Genomic DNA, 23,973 nt, shown 5'->3' on the forward strand with positions numbered 1-23,973 from the left:
AGTTGATCCCAAGGTCACAAGTGAACCAGTACGGCTCATCGTCACAAAGGGTAGATATTGAATAAATGTCGTGGGACCAGGCGTGTTGGTTGGCGTACCAGTCGGCGTATTCGTTGGTGTGTTGCTAACCGTTGCTGTCGGTGTATTGGTTGGTGTATTCGTCGGCGTGTTGGTTGGCGTACCAGTCGGCGTGTTAGTGACCGTCGCCGTCGCGGTATTAGTTGGGGTGTTGGTCGGTGTGTTGGTCGGTGTATTGGTCGGTGTATTGGTCGGTGTATTGGTTGGTGTGTTGGTTGGTGTGTTGGTTGGTGTGTTGGTTGGTGTGTTGGTTGGTGTGTTGGTTGGTGTGTTGGTTGGTGTGTTGGTTGGGGTTGCCGTCGCGGCTGCAACGATCGTGACAATCCCACTGGTACTGTCAAGGCTCTGGCCATCTGGATTGGTTACTGTCACGATGCGTGCGCCAGCACTAGCTCCAGGTGCAACCGTAATATTGAGGGTAATTTGGGTTGGGCTGTTGTAGGTAACACTATTTACTGTTACCCCGCCGCCATTGATGCTGGCAGTAATTCGGTTGCTAAACCCTGCCCCTGGATCATAAAAGCCTGAGCCAGCGCTCGAAGTGCCAGTAATAATGATATCCGTCGTCGTCCCCTGATCGACTGAGGCTGGATTGCTTGTGGTAGGGGTTGCTGGCGGCGGAGCTAGCACTTTGACAACCTGCACCCCATACGAATCGGTGGCATTGGTAAACTGCTGAATCGTCCACATAGTCATATCATCGCTGGGGTCAAGGCTGGTATATGAGGTATTACCCCAAAATCGCCCACTCGCCCCACCAAGATCAGCAGCGGGATTGTAATCAAAGCTGCTCGCCGTATAGAGCGTCGGCGCTTGCATTGTTCCAAGAGTATCACCAGCCAAGCGGCTGGTCATGGATGCATTGGCCCGCGCTGCGGTTCCGGCACTACTGAAGCCCATCACCGCATGGCCTTGGCCCGAAACAGCGATGCTCGGAATCCATTGAAAGAGCGGGTTGGCAGCAGCATTATCAAACACCGTTCCCGCTTGGCGCAAGGTTGGTGTCGTCGTTAAATTTTGAAACTCATACCAGCGCACAGAGTTACGCGCTCCCGCTGCCGTACTCGCCACCCCAGCACTACTGGTTCGAAAACTATGGGCTGTCCAAAGCCGACCATTGCGAATCATGGCTCCATACAACCGATCATCAATCCCATCGAGTTGGCCGTTCGCCCCTCCAGTATTGCCTAAGTGGGGAACGCGGGTAGGGAAGGTGGTCGTTGGGACGGTCACTGAGATATTGGCTGAGATTGTGGGGGTTAGGCTGCCTGGATTGCTCACCCGCCGAAACATCAGCGTGCTAAATGTCGCGTTATCAACCCCCACAAAATAGCCTTCGGTTGCGGTTGGGTCAAAGTTATCAACGCCTTGTGGAGCAAATGGGCCAGCGCCAGATCCACCAGATACTAACCCAGCGAAGGTCGTTACTACAATCGGCCCAGTTCCAAGGATCGAGCTTTTTTGCACCACATAGCCATTGGTGCTAACGAACGAACCAGCGGTGGTGAACATGTTAGCGCCAATATACAAGGCATTAACATCAACACCGAGGCTCGCATAATCCATCATCTCGGTAGCGCTGCCTTGAAAAAAGAAGAACGTCCAGACCGTGCTAGGCGTAATCACTCCCGCACTGGCAGCATCGCTAACCGCCAGCAACACCCGATTGACTTGATTCCCTGAGAGGCCTGGCAAATCGGTTACCGTCAAAAACCAGCGCTGGGTCATTCGATCATAGCGAATCCGTGGATAGTAGGTGATGTTATTGGCAATCGGCTGGGTCATCACCGAGCTAAAAAACGTTTCCATCGTGCTATCGAGCACGCCATCGGCAACACCTGTAGCTTTATTGAAGGTTCGCAAACGCCCATTAATTGCAACCACAAATTGGCTTGGTCCAACAGTGCCCATCGTGCCCGGCGGAAACCGATTGCTATCGGCTAAGGTTGCGCCCGTAAAATTGGTGCTCAAACTGCTCAAGGCGCTCGTATTCAATGCTGCAACTGGCGCAGCCAATGAATCTGCTTGGGCTGGCCATTGGGCAACTGCCGGAGCATTCGGGTTTTCAGCCAAACGCTGGCGATCAACCAAGAAACGTGGCTTTGCTAAACGCGCTGGCTGTGGTTGTTGATCGGCAAACGCTTGGCTGGCCATAATTGCGGCGCTCGTGCGTTGGATGCCAACCGTCCCGATTTGGGTTATGCCACGCGATTCACCAGCAGGAATCGATTGAACTGGAGCGTCAAACCGCGCGTGGGCACGAAAGCTTGCGCCAGTCTGAGCCATGGTCAAAAGCAGAAACGTCATAATAAGAAGCTGAACAGGCTTCAAGCGCATGCGAAATCTCCTTAGACTGTGTGGATTCACCCCGATAATGGTTTCGGATATGCCAAACTCAATCAGATTTCATTGATTGTTTCGGCAAGCGTTAAGCAGCATCAACCAGCAACATCACCTTGCTGAGCAGATCATTGATCAAGCATCTAGGATGATTGCGGAGATAGCGATAGTTTGATAATCCCTTGGGTTATGTCTATCGTATCATGATGCGCCAAACAGGCTATAAGCCAACTACGATGGGCAGTAGCAAGGGAGGTATTAGTTTATCTAGCAAGGTGCAAGCTAAAAATTGGAGTTGGGCTAGCCTTGCCTTTCAAGCTGATTGTGCCCAAATCAACACATGGCAATTGTTGATCAATCAGTTGTTGCAGACTGGCTTCGAGCAAAATTTGGCCCTGTTCAGCAGCAGCCATTAACCGTGCGGCAGTATTAACCACATCGCCCAACAAATTAAATTCACGCCGCCCGCGTGGCTCGCCAATTTCGGCGGCAAACGCTGGGCCATAGGCAAGGCCAATTTTGCAGCGAATTCGTTGTTGATAACGCCGAAAATGCAATTCTGGCGATTGCTCAACCAATTTTTGAATCGCTAACGCGGTTTGGGCCGCCCGCAAGCCATCATCAACATGCGCTCCAGTCACCCCAAAATGAATCAAAATATTCGAGCCAGATTTATCGTAAGTCACATTTTTCAGAATCCCGCCGGAAGTTTCGACCGCCGCATTGATCAAGGCAAAAATCCGTGAATAGGCTTTGATCAACAAGGGTTCTTCGTCGGGGTCGAGATATTCGGGGGCATCGCTGATGCCGCTCAAATTCATATAGATAACAGGGAGTTGCAGCCATTGCGGCGGTACTTTACGCTGAGCAGCGGTTTCAACCAACAAGCGCAGCACCGACACCGGCAAAAAGCTGGCTAATGGCTCAGTCGTGTTGAGCATTTCTTCAATTTCATGCACCAACGCCACAACACTGCGATCGAGCAAAAATCCGCCTGCTTGGCGGCGTTTGGTCGGCGCAATATCATATTCGCCCAAGGCTTGCTCGGCTAAATCATCACAAACCAAAGCATAGCCATCATGCAATAACTCACAGCGATACAAACCCCCAACCGCTTGCAGAGCCGCTTGGCTAAGGCAAACCCGCCCAACTTCGCCTGCGCCTTCAGCATATTTCGTCGCTTGCACCGCCTCGCCCAACAGCACATATTCCATGCGTTTGGGTGTGCCAATATCGGCAGCAATAAAGCGCCCACGATGCAAACCGATGCGCATGCCCAGCGAAATAACGCCTTGGGGCGTGGTTAATTGATTAAATTGCTTCATCGCCCGTTGCATGCGCAGGCCAGCCCGCACCGCCAATGCAGTGTCGTTGCGCTCACCATCAGCCGGAAATTGCACCAACATGGCATCGCCTGTCCATTCCAAAAGATTGCCACCTGATTTGCTGATAATTTCAACCATCTGGGCAAAATAGCTATTCAACACATTTAACACTTGATCGGTGGCATGATCATCGGCGTGGGCATCCATTAATGTGGTAAAGCCCGCCAAATCAGTAAACATCAAGGTGCCTTCTTGCCAAGCAGAGCGGGCGAGGCCTGGCGTTGGCGGGGTTTCAGCAACGAAGCGCGGCACATAATCACCCAACATGCGTCGCAAGGTGCGCAAATGCTCAAAAACCTGAATCAAGCGTTCTGGAATCGGCTCGACCCAAACCGAGGCATACAACATCGCTGGCAATAACGAGCGCAAGCGTGGCTCTAGCAACGTTAATGGATGATTTGGCATGATACCGCTCCTTGATCAGGCAATTGACTATCGGCCTAGCTACTGAAAGTATACCGTGCATCCCCAACATCAACCACATATTCTCTTCACGAGTTCCTCACACTTGCTGACTAGAATTGATAGCAGATTAAGCAATCTGAGCGCAACGCTCAGCATCAGATTCTATCGGGAGCTTTCGCATGAAACCATTTACCAGAGCACTCATCACCAGTATGCTGGTGGCAATTTTAGCAGCCTGTTCAAGTAGCCAAACGACGACCAATAGCAATACGACTTCGAGCAACAGTCAAGCGGTGGTCAGTGCAACGACCAACCCAACCGTGGTCGTGCCAACCGTCGAATCAATCGACCAAGCCCTAGCTACCAAAGCCACACCGCACGATACCTCAGCAGATTTGGCTTGGGATACAGCGGAGTTGGTCGAAATTAAACTGAGCGATAGCAGCATCACCGCCAGCAGCCCCAATGTCAAAATTGAGGGAACGACTGCCACGATTAACGCAGCCGGAACCTATCAATTGAGTGGCAATTTGAGTGATGGTCAAATTATCGTTGATACTGCCGATAAGGATTTAGTGCGCTTAATTTTGAATGGCGTAACGATTCATAGCTCAACCAGTGCTCCCATCGCCATTATGCAAGCCGAACAAGTGGCGGTGATTTTGGCCGATGGCAGCCAAAATACACTTTCAGATACAATTGATGCCTCAGCCAATGCTACGACCGAAGAAGATTTGCCCAACGCTACGCTGTATAGCAAGGCCGATTTAGCGATTGATGGCACTGGTAGTCTGACGATTCAGGCCAACGGCAACGACGGCATCACTGGCAAAGATGGCTTGGTGATCAACAGTGGCACGATCGATATTAGCGCAGTTGATGACGGCTTGCGCGGCAAAGATTATCTGGTGGTCAACGGCGGCACAATCAGCATCAATGCTCAAGGCGATGGATTAACCGCCGATAACGAAGAAGATCCGACCAAAGGCTATATTTCGATCACAGGTGGTACATTCACGATCAGCGCTGGCGGCGATGGTCTCAGTGCCATCACCGATCTCTTAATCGACGCTGGTGATTTAACGATTAGCGCTGGTGGTGGCAGTAGCACCAGTGTGAGCGCTGATGCTTCAGCCAAAGGCCTGAAAGCTGGTCAAAATTTAGTGATTGGCGATGGCACGATCACGATCGATGCTGCTGAAGATGCGCTGCATTCCGATAGCAATGTCACGATCAATGCTGGCACAATCAACCTAGCCGCTGGCGATGATGGTGCCCATGCCGATGCAAACCTCACGATCAACGGCGGCGATCTGACAATTAGCACCTCGTATGAGGGTCTCGAAAGCGCCGTCATCACGATTAACGATGGCACAATTAGCCTTGTAGCCCAAGATGATGGGGTGAATGTGGCTGGTGGCGATGGTTCGAGTATGCAGGGTGGCGGCATGGGTCGGCCCAATCGCAACGATAGCTTTGCTGCTGGCAACTACTTTTTGTATATCAACGGCGGTACATTGGTGGTCAATGCTGCTGGCGACGGCTTAGATGCCAATGGCTCGATCGTGATGAACGGTGGTTTGGTGTTAGTTCACGGCCCAACCGAGCAAATGAACGGCGCATTGGATTATGATGGTGGGTTCGCGTTGAATGGTGGCGTATTTGCTGCGGCTGGCAGTGCGGGCATGGTCCAAGCACCCGACACCAGCTCAACGCAAGCCTCAGTGCTGATCAACTACAGCTCAGCCCAAGCTGCTGGCAATTTAATACAAATTCTTGATCAATCAGGCAAGGCGATTGTGAGCTTTGCGCCCAGCAAACAATACCAAGCCTTGGTCTTCTCATCGCCAGAGCTGCAACAAGGCGCAAGCTACACGATCAATAGCGGTGGCTCACTGCAAACGAGTTCGGCCAGTGGCTTCTCGTCGGAAACAGCCAATGCAGGCGGCACAGCTTACGCCACTTTCAGCGTCAGCGATATCGTGACCCAAGTTGGCCAGCGCATGGGACGACAACGCTAAAAGCTAAAGTCAAAAGGCAGAAGTCAAAAATCAAAAAGCGTGGCTATAGGCTGAAGGCAATTGGCTAATGGAACATGAGATAGTGTTTCAAACCAGTCAAAAGCCTATAGCCTATAGCCACACTCCATTTGCGTCCTTCGTGGTTCTGACCACGCCAAAACTTCAAGCCAACATAGCTTTTATCCAAACGTTTTACTGCAATCGGGCTAATTGCTGCTCAACCCATGGTACGCTATCGAGCAAGGCCATGCCAAGCCATGGCTGGGTTGAATCAAGCGGCAAGACGATTTTCCGCAGTTCCCATACATCAGCAGAAGCACCACAATTACGCCATGCGGCTTGAATAATCTGCACACTTTCGGCAATGTGCTGGCGCTCAACGTAGTAGTTAATGATTTGGTGCAAGGACTTAATCCGTTTCGTCAGCCTAGTAAACCCATGCGAGATTTGATATGCAGCAACGACAGCATCGGTTTGCAGCAATGCTGGAATCAGATAATCCAAGACAGCATCTCTTTTTTCTGATACTTCATCATTGGCAATCAGCGTTTGAGCAAAAGCCAAATCGCCTCGTTGCGCATAGTTCAAAGCGATAGCATCAATACTTAAGTAATTAGGACAAAGCCGACTTATTTCAGCAATAATCGTTTCTACCATCACGCGGTCATCAACTTGAGCATAGCCATTGGCAACGATTCTTAGGACTTGGGCACGCTGGAACGGCACTGAAATAGCCATAGCAAACTGATAGGCTTTGCCCAAAAAATCTGGATGCCCACGCACCGCATAGGCCGTACAGCTATTGGCTAATACAGTAAATAGCGCATTTGCATAACTGCTTGGTTCAATACCATCGGCTAAACCAAGCATATCAGCCAAAAATATGTCAGTATCTGAATCGGTAGCATGCTGAATATATTCCATCGCAACATAATGATAGGCAGTAACGTTTGGTCGAGATTGGGCAATGGAATGGGCATATGCTAACCAATCGGCAAAATCTGGGTAATTGGCTTGTTTGATATAGGCTCTAGCAATTTCACAAAGCACTTTCACATACCAATCTACGGGCAAAGCTGGATGCCGCATAGTACGGATGGAATCCAATAGGCTGGGAAGATACTGATTAGAACCATAGTTAATCTGAGCAATCGCCAAATCTTTTAGACATTCAAGCACACTAATTCGATCAGTGATTATCCTCAATAGCTCAATTATTTCAGCATAATAACCTGTTACCAGCATCGCAAAACCATGCGAATGCCCCTTGACTATAATCTCGCACAAATTCCGTGCATACACCTCAGGTCGGGATCGGCTCAAGTTAAGCGTCGCATAGGCTTGCTCAATCTCACCATTATCAGCACAGATGCGACTTATTGTTCTAAGGTTATAATCCTTAAATCCAAGAATAATAATTGATTGAGCCAACTTGAGGGCATCAGCCAACATGGCATAGGCAGCATAGCTCTTAATTAATATAGGAATGGCAATTTCTTGATCTATTTCAGTTTGGAGCAATGGTACGAGTTGACTCGCCTCAGCGCTCATAAGCTGCCCTTGGGCTTGAAATTCACTCGCCAAAACGGTATCCCCAAGCTCACATAAACGTATCAGTCGAGAGCGCGGGTTTTCAATCTTTCGCGCATGGGTTAATGCTTCAAGCACATAGGTTTGAGCTTGTGAATGATTCTGTTGCTCAATTGCTTGCCTTAAGAGCATTTGTAACAGTTGGACCGCTAGCTGCGGCTCGGTACTAGCATCAACCATCTGACGAACAAGGTTAATCTCACCATGATTAAAGTAGATCGTAGCCTTCTCGAACAACAATGAATATTCAAAGGTTGCTCGCTGACCAATTAATAAGGCGGTTTGAACAACCCGCTCACAGAGATCTTCATAGCCATAGCGCTTAACATGTTCGGTCAGCCACAGGAACTCCGACATTTGTTCATGGAAAAGATGCTGCTTATCAATCGTTGTAATTTTAGCCAGTGCTTCAGCAAAAATACCCCAAGCGTGATCATGCAAGTGCTGACGAGCATAGGTATCACCAATTTGGAGCAAGCTTTTTGCCGAATAATGGCGGTGCTCAATGGTTGCGAGCGCACGTTGCAGCACCACCAGCGTCTGCTTAATTTGCAAATTTTGCGCATAACTGGTCGCTAGGAGACACAGACTTTCTCTCTTTTTTTCATCCCCAGTAATCAACTCAATCGCTTGCTCAGCCTTGGCAAAATCAGCATATTTACAATACCAAGCAGCTAACGCAGCATATGCCCGATCGCGGTAAAACTCATCGGTAATCGTCGTGGTCAACTCGGCTGCAATTGCGATCTCATTCCATTTGAGATAGATACGAACAAGTTCAATCCGAGAGTCATCCTTTCGAATCATCGGATGCAAGCTTTGAGCTTTGGCCAGATTCCCTCGATCGAGGTAGCCACGGATCACGGCCAATACAGCCGCCTTGATTTTTCCGCCTTGCCGTTGGGAGCCAGCTCGATCGGAGTAGCCACGGATCACGGCCAATACAGCTACGGGTTGAACATCATCAGTTAAGCGTTTGCTCAAGGCTCGAGCGTAGGCCAAGAGCGCACGGGACTGGCGATAATTGCCAAGCCGCCAAGCAATCGTTGCAAGCACACTCTTAATTTCGACCACATGCTCAGCCTGAGCAAATGGTAATGCTTCGATTAACAGTTGCTGGGCCTTAGTAAATTCTCCAATCAACATAAGTGCTTGCGCCAATACCATGGCACTTTTAATGCGATATTTTGCTGTTTGAATCTGACCAACCATAATCCAAGCCTGATCAAAATCACGCTGTTTGATGGCAATGTCGATCAAATAGGCAAGGGTTTTATCACGACCGATATCCGATGTCAATGTTAATGTGATCGGATATGCAAAAGTGAGCAAGCCCTGGTCAGCATAAGCCATTGCAACGTAATGCAACCGATCATCACGCATGATGGGATTGTGGATACTACGCGCCGTTTGCTCCATACGTTGGAGGATTTTCAAGCCTAGCTCAGGTTCAGCATACTGAATGACTCGCGACCATAACAGCACTTGACGTGCTTGATCTGAACAAATATCAATTTGGGCCAACGCTTCGGATAAACGGCCAACGGCTGCCAAAATCACAAATACATTATCATGCCATTGATCAGCATGGGCCGTGAGGCTGGTGCGCAGCAGGCTATAGCGCCACAAGCGCGGCAACAATTCAAGCTGCTGTTCGATGCTCTGGCCAGCGGCAATTACGCTCTCGCGAGCACGATCCAAATCCAAGCCATACAAGCGGGTGCTTGGTTCAAAGCGCACTTTGTGCTCGCCATAATCACCGGCATCGATCACCTGCCACAAGGCTTCCCACTGTTCCGCGCAATCCAAATGGGTGATGTAATGCTGCCGCGCATACCAGCGCCGTGCCTGTTCGACGAATTCAGCACTATCCTGCCAGATCTGGTCAAGCTGCGTACCACCCCACTGCGCCATCCGTCCATGCCACGCACGGCGTTCCGCTGCCGCAAATTCGTGGTCGATCAGAAAATCGTGAAACAACAAATGGCGTAGGGCTACGCGCTGATCAGCGGCAACACTGACCCAATCACTCATCAGGGGCAGCGCTTCGGCAATCGCGTCAACTGATTGTTCGAGAATCCCCGCAAGCACTGCTGGCTCAAGCGGTTCTTGGGTTATCAACAACACCGCCAATAGCGGGCGAATCAGCGCTTGCCAGTGGCGCGGCGCTGCTTGTTCGATCCGTGCAAGGCTCAGCCGAAAGAGATTGGTTGCGTCAGCACTGGCATAGTCGAGCAATGGCAGTAATTCTGCTGATGTGGTGTGGCGCAGCACATTGGCCGCCAGTTCGACCAACAAGGCATTGCCCCTGACTGCTTGCGCTAAACCGTGCCACAACGCTGGCTCCAACGTCGGCTGCACCTGCTGCCAACGCCCAATCGCATCCTGTTCGTGCAACGGTGGAACCTGATAAACAACCCCATGCTCAAGTGCTAAACTATCGATCGTCTCGTTGGGCCGCGAGCCAAGCACTATCACGATGCCAAGAGGCAGTTGCAAGGGCAAAAAGCTAATATCGCGGGTTCCATCCACCTCGGGCTGCAATTGATCCAAGCCATCGAGATAGATCGTTTCGCTGATACCACGCGCCGCGAGCGTTTGTAGCAACTGGCCAAATTCGAGGCGCAAAGCGGGGTAGCTATCGGCAGGAAAATAGTTGCTCGCCAGATCATGTTTGAGTAGCAGTTGGGCAACGATACTGCGCAGCACGTCGAGTTGATAGGCACGGCCTGGAGTCAGCGCAATAAAATGCTGCGGGGTTTGGTCTAGCCCAGCATTCACAATTAGTTGGGCGAGCAGGCTACTTTTGCCCGCCCCAGCCTCACCCGTGACCAACACGTAGCCACCGCTTGGGCGGGTTTGGTCGATTAATTCACGAATCGCGGCTTGTTCGGATTGACGGCCAACGAAGCCTGTGAGCCGCAACTGCACCAAACGAGCACTTTCACGCTGGTTAGCGGCTTCATGTAAAACCTGAGTGTTTGGGGTCGTCATCATGCTTCTCCTCAATTCAACCTATCGTGCCAGAGCATAGTACAGATGGATTTGATTATATCGTTGATCCACGAAGGGCACGAAGGGCACGAAGGCTGATTTTTAGCAACGAATCCCACACATGATCCATTAATGCTCTGCATCACTGCGTTAAACACCGGCACATGTTCTCTTGGAGCATCATCAAATAAATCTGTGCTCATCTGTAGCAAAAAACTTAACCTTCGCGATCTTCGCGTCCTTGGTGGTTTCAATCCTAGCCCCTGACCCCTAACAACTAATCCTGCATCGCTCAATTCGGCTAAAATATGGCTATCGCCTAGTATGGGAGCCTAGTCATGACCACAAGCAGCAAACACCAAGCTTGGCAAATTGGGTTGATCATTGGTTTTTGGCCGATTGTACTTTTTGCCCTGTTCAATGATTCGGCTTGGCTCTATGCCCGAGGCTTCAACGGCCAAATCATCAGCAATATTGCTGCACCGCTCTACTTTGGCTTGATGATCTATCACTTGCGCCCCGACCAACGCCTGATTGCCTTAGTGTTTGTGCCATTTTCGGCGCTTGGCGAATATGTATTTAGTCTATTGCTTGAGCTTTACAGCTACAAATTTGAGGCAATTCCAATCTATGTGCCGTTTGGCCATGCAATTTTACTTAGCACAGGCCTGTTGATCAGCGAATTGGCCTGGGTTAAACAACGCAAACAACGCTTACGCTTAAGTTTATTGCTCGGTCATATCAGTTTGTTTATTAGCGCATTTTTATTGTTCAATGATAGCTTGAGTTTATTGTTTGGGCTGGGGTTTAGCCTGATTTTATTGCTCTATCGTGCCCAATTATTACATTTAATTATGGGCTTTTTGGTGCTCTATATCGAGCTTTTAGGCACGTGGCTCGGCTGTTGGCGCTGGGATCTCAACCCACTCAATGGATTATTGCACACCACCAACCCACCAGTTGGGGCGTTTGTTTGTTATGTGATTGCCGATATTATTGTGATTATGAGCTTACGCTGGCTACGCTGGATGCGGGGCTATCGCCGCAACCCGCATGCCAAAGGCTCAGCCGCCTATTACCAGCAAAAACTAGCCTTGACCCAACAAATTTATGCTGAGCAAGGTGGCGAATCGGTCACTAGCAACGATGATGGTTTTGGTAAAGGCTATGCTTTGGGCACAGTCGGCTTACGTTATGTCGAATTAAATCAGCATTCAGCAGCAATAACCTGTTTTGAACGTACCCGCCAACTAGCTCAAAGCCGCAATGACCTAGCGATTTTTCATTTGGCGGGCTGGCATCTAGGCCAAATCTTGCTCCAACAAGGCCAAGAACATGAGGCGATGACGTTATTACAAGCTTATGTCAATTATCTTCAAGCCAGCAATTCGGCTCAAGCCAAGCATTTTGCAGCACAACTTGCTCAATCACAGCTTAATACAAGCGATAACTCAGCTTCAATAATGTCTCAATAGTACTAGCATTGTTTGCTTCACTTAAACTAAGCAGGTCAGGCAAGTCTTGATTTAATTGACGTTTCAACCAAGCATGACCATCGCGAAATTCTGGCTCAAAAATCGTATTAAGGCTTACAATAATTGTTTCAGCTGCTAGCATAAATTGATGCGCAAGCTGATATTTAAGCAACCCCGCCGCGACACAGCCAAACCCGACCAAATTTTCAGCCAATCCACGCTGGTCATCAAGCACTAAAAAGCCATGAATACTTTGCTGAAACAAGCCATAGGCCTGATAAAAATCGCCTGTTCGCAGCGCTAAAAAGCCCATAGCTACTTGCGATTGGGCAATCCCCAAACGATGATTAATCGTGCAACGAACCACAAATGCATCGCGATGATTGTTCCAAGCAGCCTTAAAATCGCCTAGTGCTGCATAAGTATTACCTAAATGTGCCAGCGAGATGGCGATTCCGCGTTGGTGTCCAACTTGCCGTCGATAGATCAAGGCTTGTTCTAACAATTCACGGGTTCGTTGATAATCACCTGATACAAAGACAGCATTAGCCAAATTACTTAACGATTGAGCCATCCCACGGATAAAGCCCAGATCACGTCGAATTGTAAAAGCTTCGGTATACAAATGCTCAGCCGTTGTATAATCACCACGATCAAAGGCAATAATTCCTAAATCATTCAGTGAACTTGCCATAGCAAAAAGATCGCCCGCCTCGCGACGAAGCGCTAAACTTTGCTCCAAAGCATGATAAGCCTCGGCATAACGCCGTTGATCGGATAGAATTACACCCAATTGAAATAAAGCACGGGCCATTCCCAATGGATTGGCTAGTTGTCGCCAATGATCAAGACTTTGCTGCACATGAGCAAGGCCTTGATCATAATAGCCTTGTTGCCATAAAATATTAGCAATATCAATTAAAACTTCGGCGACACCCTCAGCGTTACCTAGCTTTAAATAACTGGTTCGGGCTTGCTCCAACCACGTTAGGCCTTGCTCGAACTGACCAAGTTCGCCATAAATCTTGCCAATACTCCAAAGCCCCTTAATCGCAGCATCGGCAGTAGACGGTAAGGCTTGAATAATGCTTTGATATGCCTCAATCGCTGCTTGCGGCTTACCAACAATCTGAAGAATCTCGCCTATTGGCAATAGGACTGACCAATGTTCGGCTGCTGGTAATAAGGTGAGGAGTTGCCGATAGAACAATAAAGCAGCTTCATTGGCATAAGATTGTTGTGCCGTTTTAGCCGCCTTCCACAAATATTCAATTTTCTTGCGGTGATTGTCACTGCGCGTAAAGTGATAGCAAATCACATCGAGATAGCTTGGATCATCGGCATAATGCTGCTCAAGAAAATGGCCAAATTGCTCATGCAAGGTCGATCGTGTAGCATAGGTTAAGCTTTCATAGGTCACTTCATACGTTAACATATGCTTGAAAATATAGGCAATCTCTGGCTCAAAACTATGCTTAATCGTTAAATCCAGACGATCAAGTATTTCAAGATCAGTTTGAATTGCTTGATAATCGCCAAGCTGTGGATAAACACCCCATAACCAATGGAGCTTAAATAACCGCCCAATAATACTTGCAATTTTGATCGTCAATTGTTGGTGCTGATTGAGTTGATCAATTCTGCTTAAAATTAAGCTCGAAAGGCTGGCGGGCAGTTGTAATTTGCTAATAACCGCAGCATCATTCAGATCTAAGCCTTGCGTATGAACATAATTAAGCAATTCTTCGAGATAAAACGGATTACCCTCAGCTTGATTGATTAAATGGGCCGCCAATGAGCTCGATATCTGTTGCTCACCAAGCCAATGCTGCATTTTATAAGCAACCAATTGGCTTGCTTCGCCCTGATTAAATTCATGGAGCGTCACGCTACCCCAATATGATAATTGCGGTAGACGCTGACTAATCAACTCATTCTGAATCGCTGGACGATAGCCCAAAATGATGCAAATCGGCAAGTGTTCAATTACTTGGCTAATTGCCCACAACAAATCAGCTGAAAGTGGGTCGATCCAATGGCAATCTTCTAGAATTAAGATCAGCGGTTGACGCATTGCCCGTAGCCGTAAAGCTTGGATTAAAACTGCTTCACGCGCCAATTTTTGCATTTGTGGCTCAAGTAATGCTGTCGTTTCGTTGGCGGGAATCGCCAAATTAAATATCGTTCCCAGCAATGGCAAGCGATTAAGGAGGCTTGGATCGATCAACTCCAGTTGAAAATTTAAAACCCGAATCTGGGTTGCCAGATCCCAATTTGGTTCAATGCAGAAAAAAGCTCGCCAAATTGCGTTCCAAACCAAATAAGGGCTATTTTCGCCATAGGCTTCGCATTCCCCACGATAAATATTCCAGTGGTCAGTATCAACTTGTTGGAGATAAGCATTAATCAAATGCGATTTGCCAATCCCTGGATCGCCAACAATCGCCATAATCTGTCCATGGCCTGTCAAGGCTTGTCCAGTTACGCTTAACAATGTTGCTAATTCGCTAGCACGCCCGATTAATCGCAGATTACTTGCGACCTCAGGCAAACGGACTGATGCTGCCGAAGCTCGTTGTTGAAGCGCCATCAGGGCAATTGGTTGAGGCTTACCTTTGAGCATAACCGCAGGTAAGACTTGCCAATCAAACTGCGTCTGCGTATGGTGAGCCAGTTCCATACTCACCAAAATCTGGTCAGGTTCAGCCTGCTCCATCAAGCGAGCAGCCACATTAATTGAGTCCCCAATCGTTGTATAATCTTGGCGAATAGTCGAACCTACCAGCCCACAATAAACCACTCCACTGGTTAGACCTAAGGCAGATTGATAGCCTAATTGATGAGTTTGCTCACGCACACCTAAAGCACAATCTAAAATCCGCAAAGGATCATCTTCATGGGCGATTGGCGCACCAAATAAGATCATACTTGTGATGCCTTTATCGCCAGCCGTTACATGGCTGAGATACCCATCATACTGAGCACTAATTGCCGTGAGCATGCTCGCCCACTCGCGCATGCTTGCAAGCCCCTGCGGTGATTGCTCAACCCGTAGTTGAGCAAATAAGACATACACAAGCCGATGTTCATTGATAAATGAGGCCTGATTGTCAGCTAAGCGCTTGGCAATTAATGGATGGATAAACATTTCAGCTCTAGCAGGCAATTGTGCAGGTGACAAGCTAGGTTGAGTGATTGATGCTCCAGGTTGGCAGCGTTGGAGCCAATAATAATTATCGCGGGCTTGGGCTTCGACATAGGGCTGAACAATATGCCAAAGCTCAGCAGTTAAACCAATCTCCCCTTCTAGTGCTTGGGTTTCAACCAAACTACTTTCAATTAGAGGTTGGCCAACTAATAACGGCACTAAGCGTTGTTGTGGAAGGCCTGCCATACCACAGATAAGCTCACCATGAGCTAACCCAATCTTCATCGTTAAACGAATAGCTACAAACTCATTGATTAACGTATTGGTCTGAAATTGGTTCATCGCTGCTTGAATTGCAAGGCTACAACGCAAAGCTTGCAGGGCAATCGGTGTTTGCTGAGGAGTTTTATAGCAAAAAAGTGCCGTCAATGCATCACCGCTAAAGCCCCAAACAACTCCACCAGCTGTCTGAATCAGATCGATCATTGCTTCAAAGACTTGGTTTAGCACTAACGTTAACTGCTCAGTGCCACGAGCACCAAGATCACCAGCTTGATCACTTAATGCGGTAAAGTCCGCAATATCAGCGAACATAACAATCGCATGAAATCGCTGTTCTGCCAAAAGATCACTTGAAGATTCTGCCGTATTCAGGAGTTTAAGCAACGGTAGGGGAAGCAATGGCAATAATGATTGCATAGTAAAGCCCTAGTAGGATGATCATCGCTGTGTATAAGCATCCTAGCATACCTATACAAAAATACCATCCCTGGATCTTGACAGTTATTCGGTCACCGCAGCATAACGATGTTCCTCGCCCCCATCTTCTTGGGGGGTTTCTTGCTCACTCACATCGACATTCAGCCCAATCGTCGCCCAACAATCAAGCAGTTCATTGCTCATATAGTGATGATGCAAATCAAGAAAATACAGATTGCGAATAGCTTCACTGGCGAATAAGGCTTCGGCTCCCACGTCGCTCAAGTTGCCCAGCGAAAGGTCGAGATAGCTAATCTGCTCAAGAATCGGGGCATCGACCAGTGCTTGAGCTAGATCATCGGCATATTCACAATCGCGCAAGCCCAAAACTTCTAAATTTGGAAAACATTCAGCATTCAAGATTGGTTGTAAATCGGCCACCGTCGAATCGCCGCCATAGTAATCGCAGCCCAGCCATAGCTCCAAATGTTCAAGTGCTGGAAAATCAGCAGCAACAACATCGCGCACAACTTGCGCTGCCAAACCGCCAGTCTGAATCACCAAGGCCTTGAGCTGTTGATGCTGAACTGCGCCAAAACTGAGGTTTGAGCCACCGCGAATCACCAAATATTCAAGTTGTGGGAAGGCTGCCAAAACTGGGGCATAATTGCCTTGGGTAATCCATGAAATTTCCCATTCTTCGTAGGTAAAGTCGCCAACGAACAAGGCTTTGAGCAAGGGCAACTGTTCACGCGCAGCGCTGATGCTGGCTAAAACCGTATCAATATCGCCAGGATCAACTTGCTCGTGCCACCAGCGGCCAATCACCAAGCCCGTGGTTTTGGCTGGCTCATCAGTGGCGAGCCAGGCATTAAAATAATCTGCCCATGGTTGAGGTGCTGTTTTGGCTTCATAGTCGTATTCCAAATGCAGCCGCACAGGATGCCCAATCGATTCAAATTGTTCTTGTCCATCCCAGTTAGCAATGGTCGAGTCGCCGAAGTAACCGATCCAATCAAACACCATACTCTACCTCTTTCTTTGGGTAATAACTACTGGCATCCAAACTAGGCTAAGTATTCACGAATCGCGATCTCGCGTGGTTCTTCGTCTTCACCATCTCCGGGGTCTGCAACGGCTTGTTGACAGCTAACCTCAACGGCAAGCTCAATTGCCGACCAGCAATCAAGCATGGCATCACTCAGATAGTGGTAGTGCAGCACGATCATGTTGAGTTTGCGAATTGCTGGGCTGGCAAATAAGGCTTCAGCTCCAACATCACTCAAATTGCCCAGCGATAGATCGAGAACTTTGATCCGCTCAAGGATTGGGGCATGGGCAAGGGCTTGGGCAAGATCGTCGGCATATTCACAATTGCGTAAGGCCAAGGTTGTTAAATTTGGCAAGCCTGTGCCATTCAAAATCGGCTGCAAATCAGCAATCGTCGAATCGCCCCCATGGTAGGCGCAGCCCAACCATAGTTCCAAGTGTTCAAGCGCTGGAAAATCGGCGGCAGCAAGCTCGCGCACGGCTTGGGCTGGTAAGCCAGCGGTTTGCACAACCAAGGTTTTGAGTTGCTGATGTTGAACTGCACCAAAGCTTAAACCAGCGCCACCGCGAATCACCAACGATTCAAGCTGGGGATAGGCTGCCAAAACTGGCGCATAATTGCCTTGCCTAATCCACGAAATATCCCATTTTTTATCAGTAACATTGCCCACAAACAGCGCTCTCAGCAGTGGCAAGCGTTCACGTGCGTTAGCAACATGGGCTAAAACATAGTCAGCACTCACTCGCTCAGCTGGATCATCCCAATGCCACCAGCGATCAAGCACGATGCCCGTGGTGTAAGCTGGATCTTCACCTGTTAGCCAATCATTGAAAAAAACATGCCATGGATCTGGGTCGTCATCTTCGACATAAAAGCGCATAAGATACTCATCTGGCCTAAAGTGCTCCCATCCATCTGAATTGCTTACGGCCAATTCATCGTAGTGGTTCATCCATGAAAAGATCATACAAACCCCAAATAGTAATGGCAGACCTCAATCGGCCTGCCATAAGCATACGTTGGTTTGTGACAACTAATGTCATAAAAGTTGAATGAGCATGAGTTGGGCAAGAATGATTTTGATAATTAATGCTAATGGGTAGACCGCAGCATAGCCTTGATTTGGCAACTCATTGTTGCTTTGTTGCAGGGCAAAACTGAGCAAGGCGGGCTGGGTTTGAAAGCCCGCCAACATCCCCGTCAAAATGCCCATTGGAATTTTCAGCACTTTGTAGCCAATCGTCAAAATCAACATAGCGATGCTAAAGGTAATCGCTGCGCCAACCCCAAACAAGAGCAAGCCATTGCTGCTAAATAAGAATTTGACGAAATCGTAGCCCGCGCGTGTGCCAACTCCCGCCAAGAACATCACAATCCCAATTTGGCGCAGGGTTAGGTTGGTGCTATAGGGCATGTTCCAAACCAATGGGCCAGTACGGTCGAGTGCGCCCAAAATCAACGAAACCACCAATGGACCACCGGCAAAACCAAGTTTGATGCTCACGCCGCCAGGTAATGGCAGCACCAACGAACCCACAATCAAGCCTAAGACTAAGCCCAACGTGAAGGTCAGAATATCAACTTCGCTCAAGGCGCGATACGAATCGCCAAAAAAACGGCTCACTTGAGGAATATCAGCACGCCGCGCAATCACCCGCACCCGATCGCCAAGCTCCAAGCGGGTATCGGCAGTTGGCAACATTTCTACATCGCCACGGCGCACCCGGGTAATTGTGGCCCCCAAGACTTGGGGCAAATTGAGTTGCTCCAGCCGAATCCCAACAATTTTGGGGTTAGAGACGAACATGCGGCGATAATCAAGATCGCGGCGATCATTGGAAATATCTTCGGTTTCTTTGCCAAGCACGGCTAGGGCTTTTTCGAGCACTTCGCTGGCCCCAACAATGCTCACATGATCGCCAAGCATAAATTGGGTTGCGCCCGTGGTGACCGCTACATGGCCATCGCGGCGATAGCGCCCAAAAACCATGGGCCAATGATGTTTGGCAATCAAGGCCTGGACTGATAGATTAGTGACTTCAGGATTGGTAATTTCAACTGTGCGGCTGGTAATATCGTGATGATTGCCAGCTAAATCGTGGCGTGAGGCTAATTCTTTAACATAATCGATACGCCACAAACGTTGGACAAAAACAATTGCCAACATCATCGCCACAACACCCATGGGATAGGCAATCGAATAGCCCACAACTGGATCATTGACCACAGCGGCTAATTCTTGCTCAGGCAAGACCGATTTCAAATATTCAATGGCCGCAGCCAGCGCTGGCGTGTTGGTGATTGTGCCAGTAAACAGGCCAACGGTCAACGTTGGTTTGATGCTAAAGAAAGAATGGGCCAGAATTGCAAACAAATAGGCAACAACGATCATCCCACCAATAAAGAGATTATCGCGTAAGCCTTTGCTCTTCCACGAGCGAAAAAACTGATGGCCGCTGCTCAACCCGACGGTGTAAACAAACATCACCAAGCCAAATTGATACAGCACTTCAGGCAGTTTTAGGCGCTCGTCGAGCGAGCCAATTGCCAAGCCCACAAACAAAACGGCGGCAACGCCGAGGCGTACACCGCCGAGATTCAATTGCCCTAGAGGATAGCCGATTGCTGCAACTACAAACAGCAGCAATAGTGGATTCGACGCTAGCAAGTCCAACATAATGTTCCTTTCGCAGCGTACAGCCGATCAGGCTGTTTCTCTCGATGCCATCTTAGCATAGCCGAGCTATCCACTTTGCACGGTTGCAGCCTCGCTACGATTATTGTGAATTTGATAACAAGAAATCAATCACAATCATGGAATCCAATTCAAACAAGTTTATTCCCAAATATAGGGATGGGTGATTAATTCAAGCCCATGGCCTGATGGATCGAAAAAGTAGAAGCCACGCCCATTATTTTCATCATTAATTTCACCAAGCCGTTGCTGGCGTGGGTCGGCCCAAAAGGGAATATTGCGGGCTTTAAGCCGCTCTAAACTGGCATCAAATACCGCATCGCTGACCAAAAAGGCATAATGTTGGCTCAAAATCGGAATCTTTGGCTCGCCAAAATGCAAAATCACATTATTTTCCATTTCGACGGCTAAGAAAAAACCAGCAGGGATCGGTTCGGGGAGACCAAGGATCGAGGTAAGGAATGAGGCCGATTCGTACTTGTCGTTAGCGAAAATCAACAGGTGATTGAATTGAACTGACAATGGGTTACACATCCTTTCTGCCTCAGCGAGGCTAGTCCAAGCAAGCTTGTACTGAAATATCATAACGATTCCGTTGAGCCATGTCAATCAGCCCCTTAATCGGCGAAGGATCGAAACCGCGAAGCATGCGAAGAACACGAGGGCTGTTGTTAGCCCCAGATTGCATAAAATTGCCCGAATATCTATTTTTTAGCCTAGCTCAGATCGATCTTCCTCCAGTCCACAGCGTATAGGCTCGTCTCCTCTGCGACTCTGCGTTAAACCCCAATTTTCGACAACCAAGTTTTATATACTATGCCTCAATAATAGAATTTCCTCCCATAATATTTATCGTTTAAACACGATGATCATCAACATAGGGATGATCATAAATATATTGATTACGTTCTTCGGCGGCTTTTTTTAGGCGAACTGCTTTTTGAAAGAACTCAAAATAGGGTTGTGACATATAGGCATTTTTGCCCATCTTGAGCTGTTCAGGCAAGCTATCAGATGCAGTTGCCCGATTATCCTGAAAATCAGCTTGTGAGTTATAACCATAGGGCTTCGATTGTGGCGGAGAGAAATCTTTGACTCCGTTACGATAGGCTCCCCAAATTGTTGCATTGTCATCAACCGATTCCACCGTGCCTTTATGATGTAGCAGGGCCTTGGTAACAATCGCCGCGCTTTCAACCGAACCATCAAAACTAGCAAGGTTTTGAGCACTTGTTGAATGATGTTTGGCAGCCTCATAGCCATCAAGTTTATGATCAATCAAATATTGTTTAGCATAGGCTAATGCATCCGAGTGAACGCTAGCAATGCCTTGCCCTTGACCGGCTTTAACTCCACGTCTACCCAAAAAATCTTGGAATTGATCACCACCATCATGATCAAAGTCCATCTCTGAGGCAACAACTCCCATCAGAAGATCAGGCGGAATATTATAGCGTTTGGCAATCGCTTCAATTGTTGCAAAATTTCTGGGATTAAGCAGAATTGTGCCTAAGGTTGCCCGTGGTGAATACACATCAGTATCGACTCTATTGGTAACAGGTAGGTTATTGTTGCGCAATTCTTGTTGGCGATTAGCAATGGTTGATTCCAACAGATCAATCTCTTGATCGTACAACTTACGTAAGGCGATTTCAGGCTCTACAATAACACGAGCCTCTTTTGGCCCCAATAGTTTATCAATCCAGTTGGGGTATTTATCGCTTTGTGAGCCAAAACTCGCATCAGCTGCCTCAAGCCGTTGAGCAAAGGCTTCGAGTTTGGTGACCCAATCGGCGGCAGTATCGCTGAGGGCATAGACCCGTGGGTCAAAGGTGGTCAGGACATCTTCAAACATGGCTTGAAAATCGCCACGAAAGAGATCGCTTAAAAACGCCTGCGCTTTGCCGAGCATGCTTTGGTGATGATTATGCAGCACATCGTTAAACTCACGCAAAGCGGCGGCAGTGATGCGCAGTTGCTCCACATCGGCTTGGATTCGATAGCTCATCGATACTCACTTTCTAGTGAAATTTTGCGTTCAAACGCTTCAAGCCACAGTGAGCGAAGTTGTTGCGTGTTGGCTGGCTGCAAACGAAACTGTTGCTGATCGGTGGTGGCAGTCATGAGCCATGCGGCAGCAGTTGTCGCAATCACGGTATAATCATAGCTCACCACTTTCTCATTCTCGACCAACTGAGCAATATAGAGGGTACTGATCGATGGTTGGCCCGCAACGACGTTCGCCAGCTGAATTGCATTGGCTGATTCAACGCCATAGTCGCGTAAAAGCATGCTAACCTCCTCCGCTGATTTGGTTTTGCCTGCGGCTAAAGCTGTTTCAATAACCGACTTTTCTAAAATAATTGATTCCGCTGTGGTGACTTCATTAAGCTGATTGAGCTTTAAAAATCCTAATGTTCGATCAACTAATTGCGCTACATTTTGAATCGACTGTAAATAATGTAAGGCTGCATCTGGTTGACTATGCACGACAATTCGATCTTCAAAACGATGAGCAAACGCTTGATCTGTTGTATCATCAGGTTTGGCCAATGAAACAAACATCGTTTGTTCAGCAAATGCACATGTTGCTGCTAAATGCAAAACAATTTCATTGATCAATAAATTTCCATCCTCACTAATTTTTGCCAAATCACGCGCCCGTAATGCCCGTTCAGCAACAATTAATGCAATTCCTTGTTGTTCTGGAGTTAACGTAAGCAGGGGATCGCGCTCTAAACCAAGCAGATACTCACCGTTAAGCAATTTGACAATCAGCAAGAATTCTTCACGCGAAAGTAAAACTGCATATTCTTGTTGATCAAATACGTTCGTTTTCATGATTAATGACCTTTCTGCTTAATATATCGATCAATTTCGGGGTATTCTCGACGAATAATATTGATAACTTGATCGGTATTACCGTTTAATAAAGAGCCATGAGCATCTGTGCCCGATAACCCACTCGTTGTCCAGCGATTGACAATATTTGCATTGCTATCGCGATTAATAAGATCATTACCTTCAAAAAGTGCAAAATTCGGCAAAAGTGATCCAGGGTTGGCAATACTGTGGATCGCAGCTGGAATAATCGTTTTGCGTGATTCTTCTGAACGAACCCAGCGTTGGCCGATTGGGTCACCTTTATCGGTAATATCGGTAACTTTGGCATATTGACTGGCCAGATCGTTATTGGCAATCGGTGAACCTAATGGCACAACCCCCTGCACATCAATCCCATCACGTTCTAACATCTGGCTCAGGTTGGTGGCAAGAGCACCGCCACCGCTATGCCCAATCAGAATTACCTTTTGGCCTGGCTCAAGGGTCTTCTGATCATTCAGAATATATTTATAGACCTCTTGAGTATAGCGGCCATTTTCTCCATTACGATATTCCAAGGCAACCTCAGTTGCACCAACTAAGGTATTCGCAACACCAGCCGAACCATGTAGCAGTTTTACGCCCCTATCGGTAGTAGCATTAATGCCAGAGGCTCCTAGATCAGTCACAGTATTAATGCCAGAGGCTCCTAGATCAGTCACGGTATTGGCCGACCATGCAGTAAATGAGGTAACCCCATTAATGCTGTTTGCACCAAACCCTGATGCGGCATTAATCCCCTTGACCATCATTCTTCGGCCAAATCCAAGCGGTCCACCACCTTGGTCTTCTGAAAATTGGGTGCCTTTGAGATGGCTTCCTTCAAAGTTTGTTCCGTCGAAGTCAGTACCTTCAAAATCGGTGCCCTTAAGATCTTTGGTATACTGTTGTAAATTTGTGTTATAGACTGCATCAACTGCTACTACATCATCACTTGGATACTTAAGATCTTCAAACTTTTGCTCCAAATTAGAGGCATTACCATCTGGCTTGCCATCGGCAGTTTCGCTATTAATCCCATTGATAATGTAAATTCGCGGCGGTGGCGGCTTCAGTTGTTGCTGTGGAGAACCAAACGTAACTACGGGAAAACTCGTATCAGCCGCCTCTAGCCGTTGAGCAAAGGCTTCGAGTTTGGTGACCCAATCGGCGGCAGTATCGCTGAGGGCATAGACCCGTGGGTCAAAGGTGGTCAGGACATCTTCAAAC

Annotated in this window: 13 protein-coding genes; 2 read left to right on the forward strand and 11 right to left on the reverse strand. The window is 48.0% G+C overall.

The window, feature by feature from the left end:
* Positions 1 to 41: 41 nt before the first annotated feature.
* Both LCH85_17635 and LCH85_17640 read right to left on the reverse strand, forming a co-directional pair.
* Complete coding sequence (locus LCH85_17635; protein ID MCA0353819.1) at positions 42 to 431, reverse strand: PT domain-containing protein; 390 nt, start codon at positions 429 to 431, stop codon at positions 42 to 44.
* Positions 432 to 2,681: 2,250 nt separating this feature from the next.
* Positions 2,682 to 4,208 (reverse strand): adenylate/guanylate cyclase domain-containing protein, encoded by a 1,527-nt coding sequence (locus LCH85_17640; GenBank protein MCA0353820.1) that lies wholly within the window; start codon positions 4,206 to 4,208, stop codon positions 2,682 to 2,684.
* Between the two features lie 179 nt (positions 4,209 to 4,387).
* Here LCH85_17640 and LCH85_17645 point away from each other — a divergent pair, with 179 nt between their 5' ends.
* A complete protein-coding gene (locus LCH85_17645; protein ID MCA0353821.1) occupies positions 4,388 to 6,229 on the forward strand; it encodes a carbohydrate-binding domain-containing protein in 1,842 nt (613 codons plus the stop codon).
* Between the two features lie 192 nt (positions 6,230 to 6,421).
* Here LCH85_17645 and LCH85_17650 read toward each other — a convergent pair whose 3' ends face one another.
* Positions 6,422 to 10,816: an AAA family ATPase gene (locus tag LCH85_17650; protein MCA0353822.1), complete on the reverse strand. Its 4,395-nt coding sequence runs from the start codon at positions 10,814 to 10,816 to the stop codon at positions 6,422 to 6,424.
* A 335-nt stretch (positions 10,817 to 11,151) separates the two neighbouring features.
* Between LCH85_17650 and LCH85_17655 the strand changes: the two genes are divergently transcribed.
* Entirely contained in the window at positions 11,152 to 12,288 is a 1,137-nt protein-coding gene (locus LCH85_17655) for a hypothetical protein (protein MCA0353823.1), read from the forward strand.
* Here the strand turns inward: LCH85_17655 and LCH85_17660 are convergent.
* The 8 genes from LCH85_17660 to LCH85_17695 all read right to left on the reverse strand — a co-directional run.
* Positions 12,248 to 16,135, reverse strand: a complete 3,888-nt coding sequence (locus LCH85_17660) for a tetratricopeptide repeat protein (protein MCA0353824.1) — start codon at positions 16,133 to 16,135, stop codon at positions 12,248 to 12,250. The two genes, LCH85_17655 and LCH85_17660, sit on opposite strands and share 41 nt — an antisense overlap.
* A gap of 84 nt (positions 16,136 to 16,219) precedes the next feature.
* Complete coding sequence (locus tag LCH85_17665) at positions 16,220 to 17,161, reverse strand: STM4015 family protein (GenBank protein MCA0353825.1); 942 nt, start codon at positions 17,159 to 17,161, stop codon at positions 16,220 to 16,222.
* A 41-nt stretch (positions 17,162 to 17,202) separates the two neighbouring features.
* Positions 17,203 to 18,066, reverse strand: a complete 864-nt coding sequence (locus LCH85_17670) for an STM4015 family protein (protein ID MCA0353826.1) — start codon at positions 18,064 to 18,066, stop codon at positions 17,203 to 17,205.
* A 159-nt stretch (positions 18,067 to 18,225) separates the two neighbouring features.
* On the reverse strand, positions 18,226 to 19,863 hold the full coding sequence (locus LCH85_17675) for a transporter (protein ID MCA0353827.1): 1,638 nt from the start codon (positions 19,861 to 19,863) through the stop codon (positions 18,226 to 18,228).
* Between the two features lie 159 nt (positions 19,864 to 20,022).
* Entirely contained in the window at positions 20,023 to 20,415 is a 393-nt protein-coding gene (locus LCH85_17680) for a VOC family protein (GenBank protein ID MCA0353828.1), read from the reverse strand.
* A gap of 322 nt (positions 20,416 to 20,737) precedes the next feature.
* Positions 20,738 to 21,889, reverse strand: a complete 1,152-nt coding sequence (locus tag LCH85_17685; protein ID MCA0353829.1) for a WXG100 family type VII secretion target — start codon at positions 21,887 to 21,889, stop codon at positions 20,738 to 20,740.
* The gene (locus tag LCH85_17690) at positions 21,886 to 22,722 is read right to left on the reverse strand and encodes a hypothetical protein (protein ID MCA0353830.1); all 837 of its coding nucleotides are present in this window, start codon (positions 22,720 to 22,722) and stop codon (positions 21,886 to 21,888) included. The genes LCH85_17685 and LCH85_17690 overlap by 4 nt, the downstream gene beginning before the upstream one ends.
* A 2-nt stretch (positions 22,723 to 22,724) precedes the next feature.
* Positions 22,725 to 23,973 (reverse strand): pentapeptide repeat-containing protein (locus LCH85_17695; GenBank protein ID MCA0353831.1); only part of this gene is annotated, 1,249 nt, incomplete at its 5' end.

The sequence above is a fragment of the Chloroflexota bacterium genome, assembly GCA_020161265.1.
Classification (GTDB): Bacteria; Chloroflexota; Chloroflexia; order Chloroflexales; family Herpetosiphonaceae; genus Herpetosiphon.